This window comes from Phaeovulum sp. (assembly GCF_047638075.1).
Lineage (GTDB): Bacteria > Pseudomonadota > Alphaproteobacteria > Rhodobacterales > Rhodobacteraceae > UBA6197.
Genome location: NZ_JBLJBV010000014.1, coordinates 19643 through 41723, shown reverse-complemented (window position 1 = coordinate 41723; position 22081 = coordinate 19643). Strand labels below are relative to the sequence as shown.

The 22081-nt window shown below is 63.3% G+C and carries 16 protein-coding genes; 15 read left to right on the top strand and 1 reads right to left on the bottom strand.

Translation table 11 applies throughout. The features are described 5' to 3' along the window. Nucleotides 1-19 precede the first annotated feature (19 nt). Nucleotides 20-1867, bottom strand: a complete 1848-nt coding sequence (locus tag ACM62R_RS01700) for an ATP-binding cassette domain-containing protein (protein WP_415182339.1) — start codon at nucleotides 1865-1867, stop codon at nucleotides 20-22. Nucleotides 1868-2024: 157 nt separating this feature from the next. On the opposite strand from ACM62R_RS01700, the gene ACM62R_RS01695 reads away from it, so the two are divergent. The 15 genes from ACM62R_RS01695 to ACM62R_RS01625 all read left to right on the top strand — a co-directional run bounded on the left by ACM62R_RS01695 (nucleotide 2025) and on the right by ACM62R_RS01625 (nucleotide 22081). Next, entirely contained in the window at nucleotides 2025-2909 is an 885-nt protein-coding gene (locus tag ACM62R_RS01695; protein ID WP_415182338.1) for a MurR/RpiR family transcriptional regulator, read from the top strand. After that, complete coding sequence (locus ACM62R_RS01690) at nucleotides 2906-3565, top strand: isochorismatase family cysteine hydrolase (protein WP_415182337.1); 660 nt, start codon at nucleotides 2906-2908, stop codon at nucleotides 3563-3565. Before ACM62R_RS01695 ends, ACM62R_RS01690 begins: the two co-directional genes overlap by 4 nt. A gap of 9 nt (nucleotides 3566-3574) precedes the next feature. Then, nucleotides 3575-4900 carry a glutamine synthetase family protein gene (locus tag ACM62R_RS01685; protein ID WP_415182336.1) on the top strand — a complete coding sequence of 442 codons (1326 nt, stop codon included), beginning with the start codon at nucleotides 3575-3577 and terminating at the stop codon, nucleotides 4898-4900. A 10-nt stretch (nucleotides 4901-4910) separates the two neighbouring features. Next, a complete protein-coding gene (locus ACM62R_RS01680; protein WP_415182335.1) occupies nucleotides 4911-5705 on the top strand; it encodes an N-formylglutamate amidohydrolase in 795 nt (264 codons plus the stop codon). Continuing rightward, on the top strand, nucleotides 5702-7006 hold the full coding sequence (locus ACM62R_RS01675; protein ID WP_415182334.1) for an aspartate aminotransferase family protein: 1305 nt from the start codon (nucleotides 5702-5704) through the stop codon (nucleotides 7004-7006). Before ACM62R_RS01680 ends, ACM62R_RS01675 begins: the two co-directional genes overlap by 4 nt. Before the next feature lie 389 nt (nucleotides 7007-7395). After that, nucleotides 7396-8331: a sulfurtransferase gene (locus ACM62R_RS01670; RefSeq protein ID WP_415182333.1), complete on the top strand. Its 936-nt coding sequence runs from the start codon at nucleotides 7396-7398 to the stop codon at nucleotides 8329-8331. After that, complete coding sequence (locus ACM62R_RS01665) at nucleotides 8331-9461, top strand: YeeE/YedE thiosulfate transporter family protein (protein WP_415182332.1); 1131 nt, start codon at nucleotides 8331-8333, stop codon at nucleotides 9459-9461. Before ACM62R_RS01670 ends, ACM62R_RS01665 begins: the two co-directional genes overlap by 1 nt. Beyond that, a complete protein-coding gene (locus ACM62R_RS01660; protein ID WP_415182331.1) occupies nucleotides 9458-9622 on the top strand; it encodes a hypothetical protein in 165 nt (54 codons plus the stop codon). The genes ACM62R_RS01665 and ACM62R_RS01660 overlap by 4 nt, the downstream gene beginning before the upstream one ends. Before the next feature lie 156 nt (nucleotides 9623-9778). Beyond that, a complete protein-coding gene (locus ACM62R_RS01655) occupies nucleotides 9779-10780 on the top strand; it encodes an ABC transporter substrate-binding protein (protein WP_415182330.1) in 1002 nt (333 codons plus the stop codon). Then, nucleotides 10777-11586, top strand: coding sequence for an ABC transporter permease (locus tag ACM62R_RS01650; RefSeq protein ID WP_415182329.1), 810 nt, complete (start codon nucleotides 10777-10779; stop codon nucleotides 11584-11586). Before ACM62R_RS01655 ends, ACM62R_RS01650 begins: the two co-directional genes overlap by 4 nt. Next, entirely contained in the window at nucleotides 11583-12332 is a 750-nt protein-coding gene (locus ACM62R_RS01645) for an ABC transporter ATP-binding protein (RefSeq protein ID WP_415182328.1), read from the top strand. The genes ACM62R_RS01650 and ACM62R_RS01645 overlap by 4 nt, the downstream gene beginning before the upstream one ends. After that, the gene (locus ACM62R_RS01640) at nucleotides 12329-13576 is read left to right on the top strand and encodes an NnrS family protein (RefSeq protein ID WP_415182327.1); all 1248 of its coding nucleotides are present in this window, start codon (nucleotides 12329-12331) and stop codon (nucleotides 13574-13576) included. The genes ACM62R_RS01645 and ACM62R_RS01640 overlap by 4 nt, the downstream gene beginning before the upstream one ends. Nucleotides 13577-13730: 154 nt before the next feature. Beyond that, complete coding sequence (locus ACM62R_RS01635; protein WP_415182326.1) at nucleotides 13731-15476, top strand: ShlB/FhaC/HecB family hemolysin secretion/activation protein; 1746 nt, start codon at nucleotides 13731-13733, stop codon at nucleotides 15474-15476. Nucleotides 15477-15504: 28 nt separating this feature from the next. Next, nucleotides 15505-20160: a filamentous hemagglutinin N-terminal domain-containing protein gene (locus tag ACM62R_RS01630; protein ID WP_415182325.1), complete on the top strand. Its 4656-nt coding sequence runs from the start codon at nucleotides 15505-15507 to the stop codon at nucleotides 20158-20160. A gap of 31 nt (nucleotides 20161-20191) precedes the next feature. Beyond that, nucleotides 20192-22081 (top strand): caspase family protein, encoded by a 1890-nt coding sequence (locus ACM62R_RS01625; protein WP_415182324.1) that lies wholly within the window; start codon nucleotides 20192-20194, stop codon nucleotides 22079-22081.

Genomic DNA, 22081 nt, shown 5'->3' with positions numbered 1-22081 from the left:
TTCTCCCGGTTGGTTGCGGTCAGGTGGCGGGCAGCCCCTGCCCGACAGGTGGCTTTTGGGCCGACGTTTGTGCGGCACGTTTGCGGCCGATATAGGCCTCGATCACGGCAGGGTCAGCGCGGATTTCCTCGGGTGTGCCCATGGCGATCTGCTGGCCCTTGTTCAGAACCACGATACGGTCGCAAAGCCGCATGATCAGTTTGAGGTCATGCTCGACCACCAAAAGGCCAAGCTGATGTTCGGCACGGATGTGGCGAAGAACGTCCATCAGCGAATCCGTCTCAGTCGGGTTCATACCGGCGGCCGGTTCGTCCAGCAGCAGGAAATGCGGCCGCAGCGCCAACGCGCGGGCAATTTCCAGCCGCCGTTGTGCGCCATATGGCAAGGTTGAGGCGATGCGCGGGGCAAGATCAGTCAGCCCGACAGTCGCCAGCGCGGCGCGAGCAGCGGCGACGCTATCTTCGCCCGGGCGCGCAACCGAGTTCGCGGCAACGCGGACATTTTCCAACACGGTCAGATTCTTGAACAGGCGGATGTTTTGAAAAGTGCGGCCCAATCCAGCCCGCGATACCTCATGTACAGCCAGCGCCGCCACGTCCTGCCTGCCGATCATCACACGGCCCGACGACGGGGGCACGATCCCGCAGACAGCATTGATCAGCGTCGATTTCCCGGCGCCGTTCGGGCCGATCAGACCGGTCACAAGCCCCGGCTCGATCACGAAAGTAACATCCTCAAGCGCCGTCATCCCCCCGAATTTCTTGCTGACATTCTCAACGGTCAGGCTCTCGGCCGTGGCTGTCTGGGCCGAGACGTATTCCGGCGCGGTGGCGGGCACATCGTCAAGGCCCAGCCGTTCATCCAGTTCCCGCACGCCAAAAAGCCCTTCGCGCAGGCGATACATGACCAATAGAATTACCAGACCGATGCCAATGTCGGTAAGGCCAAAGATCGGCGGCAAGGTAATGATGCCAAAATCGCCTCCGGACTCGACGCGGCGCAAAAGCTGGACGAGAATGATGATGACCGCCGTGCCGCCAACCGCACCCGACACCGTCGAAATCCCCCCAAGTATAAGCATCGACAGCAAGAGAAAGGTCAGGTTGAAGTAAAAGTCCTTGGGCGAGAACGCACCCAGAAAATGCGCCAATAGCGCGCCCGAGGCCCCGCAGAGCAGCGCACCAAGAACGAAGGACCAAAACCGCAACCGCACGACGTTGACACCGACCGCAATGGCCGCGATTTCATCTTCGCGCGCGGCCCGCAATGCCAGACCGCTGCGAGAGCTTCGGTATAGCCGTGCGGCGACAACAGCTGCCACCGCGCAGCCGGCCACCAACCACATCGGCACGCCGCGTGGAATGCCAAAGAAGGTCTGGCTGCCGCGCGTGATGGTGGTGGAGGCGACCAGCGTGACATGGGTGATGACCAAAATCCCAAGCGTGGCGATCGAGGCGGCAGAGCCGCCAAGCCGCGCAATCGGTAACCCAAAGATGGCCGCGGCGATCACCACCATAACAAGCGCCCCTGCCAGCGCCACCACAAGCGGCTGGCCATTCAGCGCAGCGATCCAACCGGGCAGTTTTGGCAAGGCCGTGGCCTGTATTGCAGGCTGGATCGTCAACAACGCCGAGGCATAGGCGCCGATCGCCATGAAAGACGTGTGGCCAAAAGACATGATGCCCGAGTTGCCCGAATAGATCTGGTTGCCCAGAACAGCCACGACATAGATCAGAAAAAGCGTCGCCAGCCTTGCCCCGGATGCGGGCAGAACCGTTTCGGCAAGCACCGCAACTATAATGAACACTAGCGCCATCATGGCCGATCCGACCCAGGCCGATTTCCCGAACTGCCTCAATCCCAGCACGCAACCTCCCTAACCGGTCCGACAGGCGGACTCGGTAAAAGGAAGCATGTTCGGTGACTATCGTTGTGTCAATAGTGTTTCAAACATTGCAGCATGATTGACAAATGTAATGAATGTTTCCACGATGCCATATGGATTCCCGTTAGGAAGAAGGCCCATGACCATTCGTGACCGCCTGACCGATGGCAGCGTACCGCTGACCCGCTCCGACCTGAAGGTCGCGCGGACGCTACTGTCGAACTATCCGGCAGCGGGGTTGAATACGGTGGCCCATCTGGCGCAGGCGGCCGGCGTTTCAGGGCCGACCGTGGTGCGGTTCGTCGGGCGGCTTGGCTTTGAGGGCTATCCCGATTTTCAACGCGCGCTGCTAGGCGAGGTGCAAGAACGCATGTCGTCGCCGCTGTCGATGATGAATGCGGGCAAGGGAGCGGTGGCGCCCGACAACATCTACCTCGAATCGATGCGCTCAGCGGGTCATGCCGTTGAAACGACGATGTCGATGGTGCCGTCTGCCAGTTTCGACAAGGCTGTCGAACTGGCCATTGACCCGTCACTGTCGGTCCATTGTATTGGCGGGCGGTTTTCGGGCTACCTGGCCGGCATGCTTTGGTCGCACCTCAAGCAGCTCAGGCCGGGATGCCATTGGGTGCAGGGGGCGCGTTCTGATCAGGTCGATGCGCTTGTCGATCTGGGGCGGCGCAGTTTGGTGATCGTCTATGATTACCGCCGCTATCAGATCGACACGGTCCAGTTTGCCCGGACCGCAGCGGCACAAGGCGCAAAGATTGTCTTGTTTACCGACCCCTACGCATCGCCAATCGCCGGGGTGGCTGACGTGATCCTGACCGCACCGGTCGAAAGCCTGTCGCCATACGACACGATGGTGCCGGCATTGGCGCAGACCGAAGCACTGATTGCGGCGCTGACATTGCGGCAGGCAAGCAAGTCGCGCAGGCGGATCGAACAGATGGAAGCGCTGCGTCATGCGTCCTCGGTCACCGAGGACGCATGGGACGTGACAGCACAAGGAGAAACGGAATGAACGAATTCTCGATCGAGGTTGGCGGCCAGACGGTTCGCCGGTCAAGCGATTACGAAAAAGGGCGCACGTCCTTCCTGCTGGTGGACATGCAGCGCATCTGGGCAGAGCCGATGATGGACCCGACCCATCCGCATCCGGCCGACAGTTATTTCATGAAACGCGTTCATGAAATGGTCATTCCCAATCAGGTGCGCATCCTGAATGCCTTCCGCGCCGCGGGCGAGAACGTGCTGCACACGATCATCGAAAGCCTGACTGCCGACGGGCGCGACCGCTCGCTCGACCACAAACTGTCAGACATGCACGTCCCGAAGGGCGCGCCGGAAGGGGCCATCATTGCCCCCCTGACGCCGACCGAGAATGAGCCGGTCCTGCCCAAGACGTCATCGGGGCTGTTCAATTCAACCAATGCGGATTATGTGCTGCGCAATCTGGATACCCGGTTTTTGATTATCGCCGGGATCGTCACCGACCAGTGCGTTGACATGGCGGTGCGCGATGCGGCGGACCGAGGCTATCTGGTGACGCTGGTCCACGATGCCTGCGCAACATACACGCCCGAACGTCATGAGGCGGCGCTACGCGCCTATGGCGGCTATTGCTGGATCACCGACACCGACACGGTGGTCGCGCGCATCAACGCACTGAAATGCTGAGGAGAAGCCATGACCGCGCCTGAGACCGAGGAACTGGTGAGTTTCGTCACTACCGACATCGCCGCGATCACCCGTGGCCGCTCGATCGCGTTGCGCGACCTTGCGGGCGGCATGGAAAAGGGGGTCGGCTGGGTGCCCGCGAACCTGGCCCTGACCCCGTTCGATGAGATCGCCAGCCCCAACCCCTTCGGTGCTGCGGGCGATCTGCGGCTGATCCCCGATGCGGGCGCAAAGGTGCGGGTGACGTCGATACCTGACATGACGCCCTTGCATTTCTATCACTCGGACATCACAGAACTGGATGGTAGCCCGTGGCAAGGTTGCGTGCGCACGATGCTGAAAACGGCGGTGGCTGATCTCGAAGCCGAAGCCGGGTTGCGCGTTGTTTCAGCCTTTGAGCAGGAGTTCCAGATATTGGGTGCCGACTGGCCGGCGGCGCCGTCGTTCGGCCTGTCGGCCCAACGGCGCGCCGATCCGTTCGGGCCCCTTTTGGTGACGGCCCTGCGCGAGGCGGGGGCCGACCCCGAGACGTTTCTACCGGAATACGGGCGCGACCAGTTCGAGTTGGTCTGCGGCCCCTCGGGTGCCGTGGTCGCAGCCGACCGCGCCGTGACGATCCGCGAAATCACCCGCGAGTTGGCGGCGCAGTTCGGCTGGAAGGCTTCGTTCGCGCCCAAGACCGACCCGGCAGGCGTAGGTAACGGCGTCCACATCCATCTGAGTTTCACTGACCTTGATGGTCGGCCCGTGACCTTCGACGCCAGCCGGCCCGGTCGCCTGTCAGAACGCGCCGGGGCCTTTGCGGCGGGTATCGTGCGCCATCTGCCGGCGCTGACGGCCTTTACCGCGCCGACGGTCGTGTCCTACATGCGCCTGCAGCCCCATCACTGGGCGGCCGCCTGGACGACGCTGGGCGAAAAGGACCGCGAGGCAACCCTGCGGATCTGCCCTACGTCCGAGCAGCCCGGCTATGACCCATCGCGCGCCTTCAACATGGAGTTCCGCGCCGCCGATGCGACCGCAAGCCCGCACCTGTCGCTGGCCGTTCTGATCCGGGCGGGGCTGGAAGGTCTGCGCGCCAACCTGCCTCAACCGCCAATCGCCAAGGGCGATCCGCAGGCGATGACGGCAGCCGAACGCGAACGGCTGGGCATCCACCGCCTGCCGGGCAGCCTAAAAGAGGCGCTGGACGCGCTTAATGCGGATCCGGTCGTGAAGGGCTGGTTCAGCCCGACGTTCCTCGAATGCTATTTCGCGATGAAGCAAAAAGAGATCGAGATCGTCGCAGGGCTGGAAGGCCAGGCACTCTGCAATCGCTATGCGACCGTCTACTGAGGCTGATGAGATGACCGATACATTCCTGGCACTGGATGAACCGCCCGCCTATGGCGTTGTGAACCCCGACGGCGCATCGCCCTACGTTTTGTTGTGCGAACATGCCTCGCCGCGCATTCCGCGCGGGCTGGACAACCTTGGGCTAGCTGATGCTGACCGTATGCGCCACATCGGCTGGGACATCGGCGCGCAGGCGCTGGCGTTGGGCCTGTCGGCGGCACTTGATGCACCGCTATTCGTGGCGCAGTATTCGCGGCTGGTGGTTGACTGCAACCGCCCGCTTGGCAACCCCTCGATGATGCCCGAAGTCAGCGAGACGACCGAGGTGCCCGGCAACCGCAACCTGGATGAGGCCGCGCGGCAGGCACGGCTTGACGCGCTGTTTCGGCCCTATCATGCGGCGATTGCCCGGCGGCTGGATGCGCGGCAGGTGGCGGGGTTGCCGACGCTGGTTGTCGGCGTCCATTCCTTCACGCCGGTTTACAAGGGCCAGTCGCGGCCATGGCACGCGGGCATCCTTTACGACGGCGCGCAGGCCTTTGGGCAGTCGATCATTGCGGAACTGGCCCTTGATCCGGCGCTGACAATAGCGGCGAATGAACCCTACCGCATCGACGTCGACGACTATACCGTGCCGATCCACGGCGATGCGCGCGGTCTTCCGGCGGTGCTGCTAGAGGTCCGGCACGATCTTATCGGCAGCCATTCGGGGGTGCGGGAATGGACGCGCCGCCTCTCCGCCGCGTTGCGCGCGGCAGAGGGGCATGCGAGCGCTGGCCATATATCAGGGCAGGCGGTGCAATGACCGGGTATCAGCGCGACGAAGCCACGATTGCTTCGGTGCAAAAGTTGCGGTTCTTTCCCCAATCGGTTGTTGGCGGGCACGGCGTGCGGCTGCTGTCGGACGACGGGCGCAGCTTGATCGACTTTTCCGGGGCTTGGGGCGCGGCGAGCCTTGGCTACGGTCATCCGGCGATTGTCGCGGCGGTAACGCGGGCGGTGGCTGATCCGGCGGGGGCAAGCGTGCTGTCCACGGCGAATGCACCCGCGACGGCGCTGGCCGCGCGGCTGCTGGACCTGTTCCCTTCGGACCGCCCGCAAAAGGTCTGGCTTGGCCATGCCGGGTCTGACGCCAACGAATGTGCGCTGCGCGCCGCGCGACAGGCCACCGGGCGGCAAGGGATCATTGCCTTTCGCGGAGCCTATCACGGCGGCACGGCGGGTTCCATGTCGGTGTCGGGCCATGCCGTGCAAGACGGGTCCGAAAAGGCGGCGGGGCTGATCCAGCTTGCCTATCCCGACCCCTACCGCCCGGAACTGGGCGACGCTGACAGCGTGCTGGCCGATTTGGCGATGCGGCTGGCCGAGGTTGGCCCCGAAACCATCGCCGCCTGCTTTATCGAACCGATCCAGTCTGACGGTGGGCTGATTGTGCCGCCGCCGGGGTTTCTTGCGCGGCTGGCGGCCCTCTGCGCCCGCCATGGGATCTTGACGGTCTGTGATGAGGTCAAGGTCGGCCTGGCCCGCACCGGACGGCTGCATTGCTTTGAGCACGAGGGCTTTCGCCCCGATGTTTTGGTGCTGGGCAAGGGGCTGGGCGGTGGTTTGCCGCTATCTGCGGTGATCGGCCCGGCTGAGGTGATGGACTGTGCGACATCCTTTGCCATGCAGACGCTACACGGAAACCCGATTTGTGCGGCGGCGGGGCTTGCGGTGCTTGACACTATCGCGGCTGAGGGTTTGGCGGCGCAGGCCGCTCTGCGCGGTCAAAGATTGCGCGACGGGCTTGAATGGCTGAAAGCCCGCCATCCGCTTGTTGGCGATGTGCGCGGGCGCGGGTTGGCGCTGGGGGTCGAGCTTGTAACCGACCGCGCCACACAGACCCCGGCCGTGGCTGAAACTGCGCAGATCGTCTACCGCGCGCATGAGCTGGGGCTGGTGCTTTACTATGTCGGGATGCGGTCGAACGTGTTGGAACTGACCCCGCCCTTGGTGCTGACCGACGCCGACATCGACGCGGCCATCGACATTCTCGATCAAGCCTTTGCCGATGTGGCCGCGGGCCGGGTCGATGCGGCTGCCGTGGCGCGCTTTGCTGGTTGGTAGGTTGCCTTGACAAAGCGGCCGATTAGGCAACGTTAGTGTCGATATGAGGGCAGTATTCTTGCTACTTGGCCCTGCCACACGGGACCTTAAAACCAAGCCGCAAAGGCCAAGGCTGGGGCGCTTTTGCCCGACCCGATGAAGTTGACCCCGGATGCGGGCGACTTGGGGGTTTGGGGCGAGGTGGCGAATAAGAACTGCGTTCCAATCCTTTGCATTCTTTTGTTCTGACCCTCCTCTGGGGCGCGAAAAATCGGGCAACTATTGTGGCCATCGTGCTGGTTGCAGAACATTATTCTGGAAATGGCCGAAAAATCGGGCGGTGTGTTCCTTGTATTTGCACATACTTTCATGATTTTGGACGAAATTACCTGTTATGAGAGGAAAACCCCATGCAACGGATCCTTCTGCCTTTTCTCGGTGGTCTTGCAGCGCTTGGTGTTTCAAGCGCGCTGGCTGGCGATCTAGGGCCGCTGATTACGCCTGCCGAACTGGTTGCAGCCGGGGGCGCGCAAGCCCCGGTCATTCTGGATATCCGCGCCAAGGGCTTTGACCAAGGGCATATCGAAGGGGCGATATCAGCGCCTTACGGCCTGTTCCGGGGGCCCGCTGAAAACCCCGGTGCCGTGCCGCCGCTTGCCCAGTTGGAGGCGACCTATGAACAGCTTGGCCTTGCGCCAGAGCGTCCGGTGGTGATCGTATCGCAAGGCGATACCGATACTGATTTTGGCGCCGCTGCGCGTGTTTACTGGACGTTGAAAAGTTCGGGGTTTGGCGATCTTGCGGTGCTGAACGGCGGGGCGACGGCGTGGGTCAATGCCGGGCTGCCGCTTTCAACCGCGGCGGTGACGCCGGCGCCGACGGATCTGCATATCACCTGGCAAGACGCTTGGACTGCCGATACCCCGGCCGTCGCACGGGTTGTTGCAGGCACCGATCAGGGCAAGCTGATCGACGCCCGCCCGACGCCATTTTTTGAGGGTCAAAAGGCGCACGAGGCTGCGGCCCGTCCCGGCACCCTGCCCGGTGCGCAAAGCCTGCCCTATACGGAATTCTTTCGCCCCGGCGCGACGGCTATCGGCGCGGATTCCAATGGTGCGGATCTGAAGGCACGGCTGGGGATCAGCACTGGCGATGAGGTTGTCGCGTTTTGCAATACCGGCCATTGGGCTGCGACAGACTGGTTTGCGCTGTCGGAATTGGCGGGGATCGAGAATGTAAAACTATATCCCGGCTCGATGGTTGAATATTCGCAAACCGATGGCGAAATGGCCAACCAACCGGGCCTGCTTGCCAATTTGCTGAATCAGCTTGCAGGCGGTAACTGATGGCTGACGTCTCATTGGTGTTCGGGCGCAGCTCGGGCGGGGTCACGGCGCGGGCCGGGCTGATCGGTGCGGCGGTGATTGCGGTCGCGGCGGTCGCGCTGTTTGTCGGGGCCCGGTTTGGGCTGATGCTGGCCATTGGTCTGGGGTTTGGCGTCGCGCTGGAGGGGTTGGGGTTCGGCTTTGCGGGGCCATGGCGCGCGATGATCCTGCGGCGTGAACCGGCGGGGATTCTGGCGCAGCTTTTGGCGATAGCGCTGGTTGCCTGTGTCGCGATCCCGCTGCTGGCCGCGCATCCAGATGAGCTGATCGGGGCGCAGGCGCCAATTGGCTGGGCGATGGTCGGCGGCGCGTTTGTCTTTGGCGCGGCGATGCAGGTTGTTCTGGGTTGCGGGTCAGGGACGCTGGTCAATGCTGGATCGGGCAACCCGGTGGGTTTGTTGGCGCTGCCCTTTTTCGCGATCGGAAGTTTTGCCGGGGCTTATCATTTGATCTGGTGGACCGGGCTTGGTGCGCTGCCGATCTTGGCGTTGCGTGGCACGGTGGGGCTGATGATTACGCTGTTGGCGCTGGCGCTGACGGCGATGCTGTTTTGGCGGCTGGGAAAGCCGGGTTCGCGCCGGGTGCCTGCGCGGTATCTGCTGGCGGCGGCGGCTCTGGCGGGGCTGGCGGTTGCCAATCTGGTGGTGGCGGGTCAGCCCTGGGGCGTGGTTTACGGCCTTGGGGTTTGGGCGGCCAAGGGCGCGGTTGCGCTTGGCGCTGATCTGTCGGGCTCGGCGTTCTGGGCGGCCCCGGCCTCGGTAGAGCGGCTGAATGCCAGCATTCTGACCGATTATACCTCCCTTACCGACATCGGATTGTTGGCGGGGGCGTTTGGCGTGGCTGCATGGCGCCGCGGCGGATTGGCGCAGCCGTTGCAATCTTATCCGGCGCGGGCGTGGGTGGCGGCTGTGGTGGCGGGGCTGTTGTTGGGCTATTCGTCGCGGCTGGCCTTTGGCTGTAACGTGGGGGCGTTCTTTTCGGGGATCGCAACGGGTAGCCTGCATGGCTGGGTTTGGTTTGTTGCGGCATTCGCGGGCGCGTTCGTGGGTATCCGTATCCGCCCCCTTCTTGGGCTGGAGGTGCGCAGATGACCCGTTATTTCACGGCAGGTTTGGCGATGTTTGGAGTGGTTGCGCTACTGGGGTTTGATCTGGTCCGCAGCCCGCCAAACCCTTATCAGGCGCCGCCGCTATTTGCGCTTGGCTCTGGTATGGTGGCGTCGGGCGGCTTTTGCGGCGCGTTGCCGGATTAGGGGGCAGAGTTTTCGCGCGTTCGGGTGTGTTGTTGACTTCGGCTAATTCTTGATGGAAACACTGCGACATTGATCAGGCACGCGTTTGCCGTCTGCCGGGTCAGGTGTATTCACCGGGCATGCCACCGCCAGCCCGCTGCAGGGAAAGGGCCGCCCATGTCAAAGCCAAACACCAGGATTGCACGCAGGACCCTGTTGCAGGCAGGGATAGGGGCAGGGGTGACGCTGGCGATGCCGCGTATTTCACGCGCCGCCCCGATGCTGGCGCGGCTGGCGCTATACGGCCCGCCTGCTGGCCCCTCCATTCCGCTGGCCTATGCGGTGGCGACCGGCGCTTTTGCCCATCTGGCGGATGAGGTCAGCTTTATTCCCTGGAAAGACCCGGATGAGCTGCGTGCGGGTCTGACCTCGGGCACGATGCAGCTGGTAATCCTGCCCACGCAGGTTGCAGCGAACCTTTACAACCGGGGTCTGGGGGTCGGTCTGGTCAATGTGATGACCGACGGGCTAAGCTTTGTCGTCAGCGCCGATCCGGCGGTGACATCGGTTGCGGATCTGGCCGGGCATCGCATGGCGCTGCCGTTTCGCAATGACATGCCTGATTTTCTGATGCGGCGTCTTTTTGCAGACGCGGGCGTGGCTGAAGGGGCCGTGGATATCGTGCCTGCCGCCACCCCGATCGAGGCGGTGCAACTGCTGCTGACGGGGCGCGCTGATGCCGCGGTCTTGCCTGAACCCGCCACCACCATGGCCGAGATGATGGCCCTTCAATCCGGCAAGCGGGTTTATCGTGCGATCGACATGCAACTGGAATGGGGCAAGATCACCGGGCTTGGTCGGTCCGTGCCGCAAGCGGGCCTGGGCATGACCGATGCCTTCCGCGCGGCGTACCCCGACGCGCTGGTTGAAATACAGGCCGCAATCGCGGGGGTGTTGCCGGGGGTTCTGGCCAATCCGGTGGCGGCGGCCGCCGCGGCGGCAGGGCCGCTGGGGATGCCCGCGCCAATATTGGCCAAATCACTGCCGCATTGCGCGCTGGTGGCGACCCCTGCCAGCGCCGCCCGTCCGGCCCTTGAGGCGATGTTTTCCGAAGTGGCGATGCATGACCCCAGAATTATCGGCGGCCATCTGCCCGATGACGGGTTTTACCTGCTATGAGCGCGCTGACCGACAGGGCGGGCCGGGTCGGCCGCTTTCTTTGGGGCGGTTGGGCCGGGCTGGCGGGGCTGGCGCTGTTTGCGGCGCTGTGGCAGGCCGGGCATGAGGCGTATGGCGATTTCATCTTACCCTCGCCCCAGGCGACGCTTTGGGCCTGTGCGGCAATTCTGTCGGATCCGGAAAATTGGCGGATCATCGGGCAAACGCTGCAACGCGCGGTGTGGGGTTTTGCCGGGTCGGCGGTGATTGGGGGTCTGGCGGGGTTGATTGCCGGGTATTCCCCCGCCACGATGCGGCTGGCGCGGCCCTTGCTGATAGTGGTTTTGGGTGTGCCGCCGATTGCGTGGCTGGTGCTGGCGATGATCTGGTTCGGCGCGACCGATGGCATGGTGATCGTGACCATCATGGTGGGGGTTGTGCCTTTGGTTTTTGCGGGCACCGCCGAGGGTGTCGCGAACCGGGACCGCGGCCTTGATGCGATGGCGCAGGTCTTTGGCGCGGGCCCGTTGCGCCGGCTTTGGGGCGTTGGCCTGCGGCAGATGCTTTCGCATCTTTTTCCCGCGCTTGTGCTGGGGTTGGCGACCTCGATCAAGGTGGCGGTGATGATCGAGGTTCTATCCTCGGTGGGGGGAATCGGGAATGAGCTGTCACGCGCCCGTCAGTATATGGACGTCACACAAGCACTTGCCTGGGTGTGCCTAGCGGTGGCGGGGCTGATCGCGTTGGAATACGCGCTTGTTCACCCGGTCCGGGCAGAGCTGGAACGCTGGCGGGAAGCGGCGCGGCCGTGGGGGGTCAAAAGATGATCGCATTGCAGCTTACGGGTGTTGGGCATGCGTTTTTGGGGCGGCAGGTTCTGGCAGGGATCAACCTTTCGGTCGCTGCCGGAGAGGTGCTGGCACTTGTCGGCCCCTCGGGGTGTGGCAAGTCGACGTTGATCCATTGTGCCGCGGGTCTGGTCGATCCGCGTGAAGGCCGGGTCATGCGGCATTACGCCCGCCACGGCATGGTGTTTCAAGACCCCCGTCTGCTGCCCTGGGCCACAGCCGAGGCGAATATTGCCTATGCCGCCACCCTGTCGGGCATGGGCCGCAAGGCCGCCCGTGCCGCCGCCCACGCCGCCGCCAGCCGTGTGTCTTTCGCCGCCGAGGATATGGCCAAATTCCCGGTAGAGCTGTCGGGGGGTATGCGCCAGCGTGTCGCGATTGCCCGCGCGCTGGTCGTGCGCCCGGACTTCCTTTTCTTTGACGAACCGTTCACCGCGTTGGATGTAGCGTTAAAGCGGCGCTTGCAGGATCTGGTGATCGAAGCCGTGGGGGCGGGTGATTTCGGGGCGCTTTTCGTGACGCACGATCTGACCGAAGCTGCGCGCATCGCGCACCGCATAGCAGTGATGGACCCGCGAGGGGCCGGCATCGCGGGTACCCGCATCGTACCCGGTCAACCCGGCGCGCGTGACGAGGCGGCCCTGTTTGCCCTGACCGAGGGCTGGCGCTGCCATGACCCGTTGTTTCGCCGTATCCATGACGTCGACGAAAGACGCACCGCATGACCCTGCAATCCCCGATCCCCGATTTACGCGGCATTCCGCCGATTGAACACGCCAAGCACAGGGTCGGGCTGGCGGATGTGCTTACCGATGAGGGCTTTCGGCTGTTTTTTCCGCTGGCGGCGCTGCATGCCGCGCTTTGGCCGTTTTTGTGGATCGCGGTTCAGGGCTATAACCTGCTAGGCGCCACGCAGATTACGTCAAGCGTCTGGCACATGCATGAAATGCTTTATGGCTCTTTCGGGGCGGCGCTGATCGGGTTCTTGACCACTGCTTTTCCGGAATGGACCGACACAAGGCCGATGCGCGGGCGCGTGCTTTGGTATTTTGCCGGTGCGTGGGGGGTGGCGCGGGTGATTGGGCTGCTGGGCGCGGATCTGCTGACGCCATTGGCTGCGCTGGCCGATCTGGCGTGGCTTGGCGGGTTGATCGCCTATGCGGTGTGGATTTCCTGGACCAAGCGCACGGACCGGCTACTGGCCTTTATCGGCTGGCTTGCGGCCTTTGCCCTGGCCGAGGCGGTGACGCGCGGTTGGATGATTTCCGGCGCCAGCTTTGAGGCGGCACAGGCGGTCAAGGTGGCGGGGTTGATCTTTTTGGGGATGCTGGGGCTGGCCCTGGCGCGGATCGGTGTGCCGGTAACCAACCTTGTCTTGGACCCGACCGAGCAAACTTCGCCGTTTCGGCCGCACCCGGGACGGTTGAACCTTGCCTCGGGTTTGGTTGCGGTGGCGATTGCGGGGCAAGTCGCGGGGCTTTCGGAGGCGGTCAACGGCTGGCTTCTTGTTGCCGCGGGGGCGGGATTGCTGGACCGTGTTGGCGAAGGTTTTGTCGGGCGCGATGGCCGCCGCGCCGAGATTGTGGCGTTATGGCTGCCACCCGCGCTGGCCGGGGCGGGGTTGCTTTGGCTGGGCGCAGGGCAACTGGGCGCACCCCTGGCCCCGGCGGGTGGCTGGCATCTGGCGCTGATGGGCGGGTTGGGGCTGGCGGTTCTGGCGGTGATGTCCATCGCGGGGCTGTTCCATTCGGGCCACACGCTGCCCGTGGCGCGCCCCGTCAAGTGGGCAATCGGGGTGATGCTGGCCTCTGTCATGGTGCGGCTAGCGCCGGAATTGGGCGTGATAGACCCGTTTTTGGCGCATCTGGCGGCCTCTATCCTATGGGCGGCAGCGTTCGGCCTGTGGCTTGTCGCCTATTGGCCGCTTTTGTCAGACCCCGCGACCTTGGGCAAACACGAGGGCTGCTAGGCCGGCGATCTGCGCGCGCGCAACCGCTTAGGGTGAAAACTGCACTGTGACGTTCACCAAAAACGCGCGCACATTGTAGAGAATTCGTGACTTTTGGCGCTGATAGCTATTAACTGTTTCCATCGCCTGACGTGATTGTAGGGGAGCATGCCATATGGTGTCCAAAGATCCGCGCCGGAAACCCGCTCTACAGCGACTGGCGCAGACCATTTCCATGGTGCTGGCGGCCGGCATTGGGCTGTCAGGCCCGGCGCTGGCACAACCCGGCACGCCCGCCAGCAATGTGACGCCGGAAACCTTTCAGCCGCCGCTGCAAAAACTGAACGGCGCGATTGTGTTCAGCGGCGCGACATCGGTCAAGGCGCCGCCGGGGGCGGACGCGATCGCGATCACGCTTTCGGGTGTTGATCTGCGTGGCGGGCTGGCGCAACTGGCAACCGCAAATGCCGCGCTGAAGACGCGCCTGACCGGCAAGCGGATCCCCGTATCAGAGCTGTTTGATGCCGTGGCTGCGCTGGAAGAGTCCTACGCCAACGCGGGCTATGTGCTGGTGCGCGTTGTGCTGCCACAGCAGGCGCTGCGCGATGGCGGGGTGCTGAAGGTCGATGTGGTCAACGGGTTCGTAGAGGCGGTCGACCGCGAAAACGTACCCCCCGAGGTGCAGCAGCGGATCGACAGGTTGACCGCGCCGCTGGTCAACCGCAAGGGGCTGACCCTGGCCGAGCTGGAACGTCAGTTGCTGTTGGCGGGCGATATTGCCGGTGTGGCATTGGGGACCGCGCTGGGGGTCGGGCAACTACCCGGTGGAACGGTGCTGACGCTGGACCCAGAGTATCAAAGGATCACGGGGTTTGTCGGGTTTGACAACTTTGCCGACGATGATCTGGGGCCGGTTACGCTGAATGCAGGGGTCGAGTTCAACAGCGTTATGGGCCTGGGCGAGACGCTTTATCTGCGTGCATCGGGTGCGCCCTACAAGTTTTTCAGCAGTGATCCGCGGTACCGTGTTCTGGCGGCGGGCGCGCTGGTGCCGCTGGGCACCTCGGGGTTGGCGCTGAACGGCGAGGTGACGGTCAGCCACACCACGCCCGACGACGACATCGTGCCAACGCAGTCGCAATTTGACCGGCAGTCCTTGCGGCTGATCTATCCATGGATACGGTCGCGGCAAATGAACCTGACGACGCAATTGGCGCTGGACCGGCAACAAGACAGCCAGGACCTTATCGCCGGCGCCGTAACGCCGATTTACGACGACAAGACAACGGTGCTGCGTGCGGGGGCAAGCCTGAATTACCAGCACGGGGGCGGCGCCTATAGTGATGTCGGCGCGGTGCTGTCGAAAGGGATTGACGCGCTGGGTGCGCGCACGCTGGCGGACGTTGGCGCGGGCACGCCGCTGTCACGTCAGGGCGCGGATGCGACATTCACCAAGCTCAGTTTTTCGGGCTTTCATCAACGCCCACTGACGCGCAACCTGATCTTGTCGGTGACGGCGCGGGGGCAGGTGTCGTTTGGCGATGCACTGCTTACGGCAGAACAATTCGGCCTTGCCGGGCCGCGGGAAATTTCGGCGTTTGATTCTGGTGATTTGCGGGGCGATAGCGGCTGGGTGTTGCGCGCGGAACTGGCGCATCAGGCGCCGGGCACTCTGGGCAAGATGCCGGTGATGTTCAGCCCTTATGTCTTTTTGGCCGCGGGGGGGGTGACCATCGAGCAGCCCACCATCCTGGAGCATGGTCATGAAAATGCCCAAGCCTATGGTATCGGTCTGGATCTGTTTTCCCAGACCGAGTCACGATTTAGAGCAAGCAGTCTGAGGCTTGAGATGGCCAAGGGGGAACGCGATTATGGTCCGGATGAAACACGGTTCAGCATATCGGGAAATTTCCGTTTCTAAGCGCTGGGGGCGTTACCAGCTTGCGCCTGTGACGCTGGTCATTCTGGGCTTTGTGCAGCCTCTGGCCGTGCTGGCCGATGAGGTGTTGCCGCAGGGGGGAAGTGTTGTTCAGGGCGGTGCCGTGATTTCGGTACCCGGCGCTGGGCAAATGATCATAAATCAAAGCAGCAACCGTGCGGTGGTGAACTGGAATTCGTTTTCCATCGGGCAGGGGAATTCGGTTGATATTCGCCAGCCGTCAACCTCTAGCGCGATTCTGAACCGCGTTACCGGCACCACCACTAGCGAAATTCATGGCCGGCTAAGCGCAAATGGGCAGGTGTTTGTCGTCAACCCCAACGGGATTTTCATCGGTGAACAGGGCGCTGTCAGCGCAGGCGGCGGTTTTGTCGGTTCGACGCTGGACACGACGGATGAGAATTTCATGGCAGGTCGGCTGCGCTTTGAGGGGCAGGGGGCCTCGGCGGCGGTGCGCAATGACGGGCGCGTGACCATCGGGCGGGGTGGCTTTGCCGCGCTGCTGGGGGGGCATGTGTCAAACGCGGGAACGGTGACTGTGCCGATGGGCCGGATCGGGCTGGCAAGCGGCGAGATGGTCACGCTGGATGTGTCGGGCGACCGTTTCTTGCAAGTGGCTGTGCCCACCGAAGGCGATTCGGATGAGATGCGCGCCCTGATTGAAAATGCGGGCACTGTTGCGGCTGAAGGCGGGCTGATCGAAATGCGCGCCGCCACGGCGCGCGATGCGGCGCGCAACGCGATCAACCTTTCGGGTGTGGCCGAGGCGCGTTCAGTGTCGCGGCGGGGCGGGACGATCATTCTGGGCGGAGGCGCGGGCGGCAAGGTGCGCGTCACCGGTCGGGTGACAACCCGGCCTGCGGCGGCGGTTGAAAAATCTCCTCGCCCACAGGCCCGGCCCGGTGGTGACATTACGATAACCGGTCAGGCCATAACGCTGCAAGGCGCAAAGATTGCGGTTGGTGGCGATGGCGATGGCGGGCGGATCAATATCGGAGGGGCTTTTCAGGGTGGTGACAGCCTGCCAAGCGCCCTTACCCTTGAGGTGGACGGCGATACGCGTATCACGGCCGACGCCGGGCAGACAGGCAACGGCGGCCGGGTGATCCTGTGGTCGGATCAAAAGACCACGTTCGATGGCCAGATTTCCGCACGCGGCGGGGCAAGCGGTGGCGATGGTGGCTTTGTCGAGGTGTCGGGCAAACAGACGCTCGCCTTTCGCGGATTGGTCAATACAAACGCGCCATATGGGGCAACAGGCACGTTGCTGTTGGACCCCCACAACATAACCATTGCAGACGCGGCGTCTTTTGGGATCGGGCCGGATGGGTCGGGGTATACCGCGTCCGGGGATGACGCAATCCTGTCGGTGACGGATCTTGAGTCGAACCTTGCGGATAACAACATTCAGGTTTCAACAGGCTCTGGCGGCACGCAGGACGGCAACATCACGGTTGCGGCGGAAATCAACTGGAGTTCCTTCAACACTCTGGCTTTCAACGCGGCGAATGACGTGACCCTGAATGCCGGTGTCATTGGCCCGAACGGCACCTTTCGGATCAGCGCGGGGGGCGATATCACCACCGGTGCCGGCGGCGCTGTCGAGGTGGCCCGCTTTGATCTGGAGCGGGGCGACTGGATCCAGCAGGGCGCAACTTTGCCCAGCTTCAGTGCGGGCGATTTTCGGCTGGCGCAGGCTGCCGACACCTCATTCTTGCGCGTAAGCGGGGGCACGGGCGACGGTGATCCGTATCTGTTGTTTGATGTGTACGGGTTGCAGGGTGCCGGCTCGCAGCCCCTGCTGGGCCGAGATTTTGCGCTGGCGAATGATATTGACGCCTCTGGCACCTCGGATTGGAACGATGAGCTGGGGTTCGCGCCGATCGGAACACCGGGGGGCAACGTCTTCAGCGGCACGTTGGACGGGCGCGACAACACGATTTCGGGCCTTGGCGTGAACAGGTCGGTGGCTGGCCTGTTTGGCGCGACGAATGGCGCGATGATTTCCAACATGACGCTGGATAAGCTGGCCATCGCTGGCGAGAATATGGGGGGGCTGGCGGTTCTGGCGATTGATACGGTGATCGAGAATATTCAGGTGAACGGCAATGTGGATGCGCTTTATCCTGATATCGTGGGCGGTATCGTCGGTGAATTGCGCGGCGCGGCATCGCAGCTGCGCAACAGCAGCTTTTCGGGCCGGGTGACGGCAACTAACGAAACCGACAGCGGCTATAGCCTTGGCGGGCTAGTGGGCACCAATGCGGGTGGCACGGTTGCCAACAGCGACTTTTCCGGGGTGATCGAGGAACAGGGGATTACCGACGCCTTGCATAGTATCGGGGGCGCTGTGGGGACCAACCGGGGCACGGTTACCGGGGTTACAACTGCAGGTGATATGCTGATTAGCGGAAATGATGGCGTGCTTCTTGCAGGGGGGCTTGTTGCAGACAACCAGTCCGCCGGAGTCATCAGCGGTGCTGATAGCGACATATCGGTGACGTTGGATGATGTGGCGGCAGACCAGATCTATGCGGGCGGGGTTGTCGGGCGCAATAGCGGCAGCGTAGCCGCGTCAAGGACTACCTCGGCGGTTGTTGTGGGCAATGCTGATGGTCCCGTGTCCGTGGGTGGCTTTGCGGGTCTTAATACCAATACCGGCAGCATCAGCGACGCGATGGCCGAGGGAGGTGTGGACGTTTCGGTGTCGTTCTATGCGGCGTCTGGTAATGCGTATATCGGGGGCTTCGTCGGGGAAAACCAAGGCGCTGTCACGCGTACGGCGGCGCGCGGCGCTGTGGACAGCCAGACAGGCCTGCTCAGCGCCTCCGTAGGTGGTCATACCGGCTATAACGACGCGGGGACGGTGTTGAACAGTTACGCCAGTGGCGCCGTCAGCTCCACATCAGACGCCGCCCATTTTGTCGGCGGTCTGGTGGGCCGCACGAACGGCGGGGCGATTACCAGCACCTACGCCAGCGGTGCTGTGGGCGGCGCCGGTAGTGGGGGGCTGACTGAGGGCGGTTTGATTGGCCAGAACGCCGCCACCGCGGTTGCTGCCTCTTACTGGGATACGGAGACATCGGGACAGGCCGATGGCGGCCCCGGCCTGGGGCTGGGGCTGACCACGGCAGAGTTTGCAGACACCGATGAATTTCTAACCACCGCAGGCGATGCCGGCTGGAATTTTGATACCGTCTGGGCGCCCGGTGCTGCCGGGCGCTACCCGGCACTTTATGCGATTGACCGGGTCTTGTTTGCGCGGCCTGACCCCCTGGCCCTAAGCTATGGTCAGGTGCCCCCGGCTGCGACCGGGCCCGTGGCCGGCGGCCCCTTGGCCTATGTCTTTGCCGCCCCGGCAGAGACGATTGACACCGCCCCCATCTTTGCCGCACCTGTTCTGGCCGGCACGGCGGTTGGAACCCAAAGCTATTCGGTGGCCACCCTGCCGCTGACCAGTTCCACCGGGCAAAGCTATGCCGTTGTGGCGCGCACGGGCCGTGCCGAGATCAGCCCCGCCGCGCTGACCCTGACCGCCAATGACGCGACCAAGACCTATGGCACAGAGCTGACGTTTGCCGGAACCGAGTTTACGCTGACTGAGGGCACGCTGTTCTTTGAGGATAGCGTAGACACACTCACGCTGGCCTCTGACGGGGCGGCGGATGACGCGCCAGTGGGGGGCAGCCCTTATGCCATCACCGCAGACGGGCCCGTCACCGGAACAGGGACGGATAACTATGATATCACCTTTGTGAACGGCGCGCTGACGGTAGACCCGGCACCGGTAACGTTGACGGGCACGGTGAATGACGCGCGTAAACCCTATGGCACGGCCCTGACCTTTGCCGGGACCGAGTTCACGCTGACGGGTGGCGCACTGCTTTTTGATGACAGGCTTGACACGCTCACGCTTAGTTCGGCGGGGGCGGCGGCGGGTGCACCGATAGAATACAGCCCCTACGCCATCACCGCGGGCGGGCCGGTAACCGGAACGGGTGTTGATAACTATGCGTTCACGTTCGATCTTGCCGATGGCGCGCTGACAGTGGACCCGGCCCCGGTGACGGTGCCGCCGCCCGACATTCCGGTTTTTGATTTGCCGAACCCGGCCGATACGCTGGTTATTCCGGGGGGCGGCGGTGCTGTGGTCAATATCCCGCGGGACGGCGGCACTACCATCACCGGGCATAGCCCGCGCGATACGCTGCTGTTGGTGCAGGAAATAGCAAACACGCTGGAAATCGCGGCGGCGAACTGTAACGAAAGTTCGGGCGATGTGGGCCGGTATCTGGCCTGTATTTCTGACGCGCTGGATGCATTTGCAGACCAACTTGACGCCATTTCGACCGACCTGCCGCCGGGCATGGAGGACGTGGCGCGGATTGTGCGCGATGCACGCGAGGGTGTGGGCCGCGCCCGCGCCCGCGCCTTGGCGCGCATGGCGCAGGCCACTACCGACGCAGAGCGCGACCAGATCTTCCGCGATGCCGTGAACGAGTCGCGCGCCGCGCTTGACACGGCCTCAAGCGAAATCCGCAAGGCCATTTTGCTGGTCCGCGCCGATGATCCTGAACTGGCGGCGGTGCAGCGGGCAACGATCAATACCGTGGCCCTGGCAATCGACAATGTCGGAATCCAGCTAAGCCGCGTTGAGGAGCTGTGAGACTTTTATGCGTCTGGTGTGCCTTTTCGTCATGTTCTGGCTGTCCTTCATGGGGCTGGCCCGGGCCGAAACGCGGGTTGCACTGGTTATCGGGAATTCCGATTACGAACATATTGATGCGTTGAAAAATCCGCGCAATGATGCGCTGGATATCTCTGTCGCGCTGGAGGGTCTGGGCTTTGATGTGATGCTTGCAATTGACGCGACGCAGGCGCGATTTCAGACCTTGATCCCGGAATTCGCAGCCAAGGGCGCGACGGCGGATGTGACGCTTTTGTATTACGCGGGGCATGGATTTCAGATTGATGGGCACAACTATATGGTGCCCACGGATGCGGCAATTTCCAGCGCCGCGGACCTGACAGATCAAACGCTGCGGCTTGATCAGCTATTGGCCGCGATGGCGCGCTCTGACGGCGTGAAGCTGGTGTTTCTGGATGCGTGCCGGGACAATCCCTTTGGTGCAACGATCAAGGATGCACATCTTGGCAAGGGTCTGGCGCAGGTCGGGACCGAGGCGAATTTCCTGTTTTCCTATGCAACGCAGCCAAACAACGTGGCCTATGATGGTACCGGGCGGAACAGCTTTTATTCTGAGGCCATGTTGCACCACCTTTACACACCGGGGCAGGATGTGGGGCAGATGATGATTGGCGTGCGCCGCGATGTGCTGGCCGCAACGGGGGGCAAGCAGATCCCTTGGGAAAATTCGTCCCTTACCCGCAGCTTTCGGTTCAACGTCAGCCCCGAGGCGATCTCTGAGGAAAGCATGCTTTATCAGATCGCGGTGGATGAACGCGATCCCGATCTGCTGAACCTTTATGTCGATCGCTACCCTACCGGGGCCCATACCCAAGAGGCGTTGGCGTTTCTGGATACCGGCACGCAAACCCGCACGATCGAACGCAACAACGACACCGAGCGTGCCCAACGGCTGTGGGAACTGGCGCAGCGCAGCCGGATGCGACCGCTTTTGGAACTATACGTCGCGCGCTACCCCGATGCCCCCAACCGAGCCGAGGCCGAACGGCTGCTGATGACCATTCCACGCCCCGAGGATGCGACCGCAGGCAAGATATGCGAGCGGCTGGCGACCCACCCGCGCGATGCCACGGCCGAAAATGCGGGTGTGCCGATGTCACGGTTGCAGCAAAATGCGCTGGCGGCGATTCAGGCGTGCAGTGCGGCGGCGGCGCGCGCGCCAGAAGTGCCGCATTATGTGGCGCTTTTGGCGCGTGCGACCGTGGCATCGGGGGATATGGCCCGCGCCGTAGTGCTCTACCGCGACGCGGCAGAGCGCGGCGATTTGCGCGCGATGGTCAGTCTTGCCCAGCTGACTGAACAAGGGACCGGTGTGCCACAAGACAGCATGCGCGCGCTGGCGCTTTATGAACAGGCGGCAGCGGGCGGCAGCGATGACGCGATGATCAACCTTGCGATCACCCTGCTGGAGGGGCGCACCGTTCCCGCCGACCCCGCCCGCGCGCTGGCGCTATTGAAAAGGGCCGCGGCAGAGGGGTCGGCCAAGGCAACGTTCAATCTGGGTGTTTTGGCGTTGGAACGAACAGGCGAAGGCCCAGAGGCCGCGCTTGACTATTTTCAGCGTGCTGCGCGCAACGGCGAGGCAGAGGGCTTCCGCGCTGCGGCAATCTTGCTGGATGAGGGGCGCGGCACCGTGCGCGACCCGGCGGGCGCTGCCAGAATGCTGTTGCGCGGCGCGGTTGAGGACCGTGGGCTTATCGTACGTCAGTTGACGACCGCGACGGATCAATGGGCCCCCGAGACGGTGCGCGCGGTACAGGCGCTACTGCAAGAGGCGGGCTATTACACCGCCGCGATCGACGGTCTGCCGGGATCGAACTTTACCGCCGCCCTTGAAAAATGGCGCAATGGCGGTTTCAAGGCGGCGGTGCTGAACTAA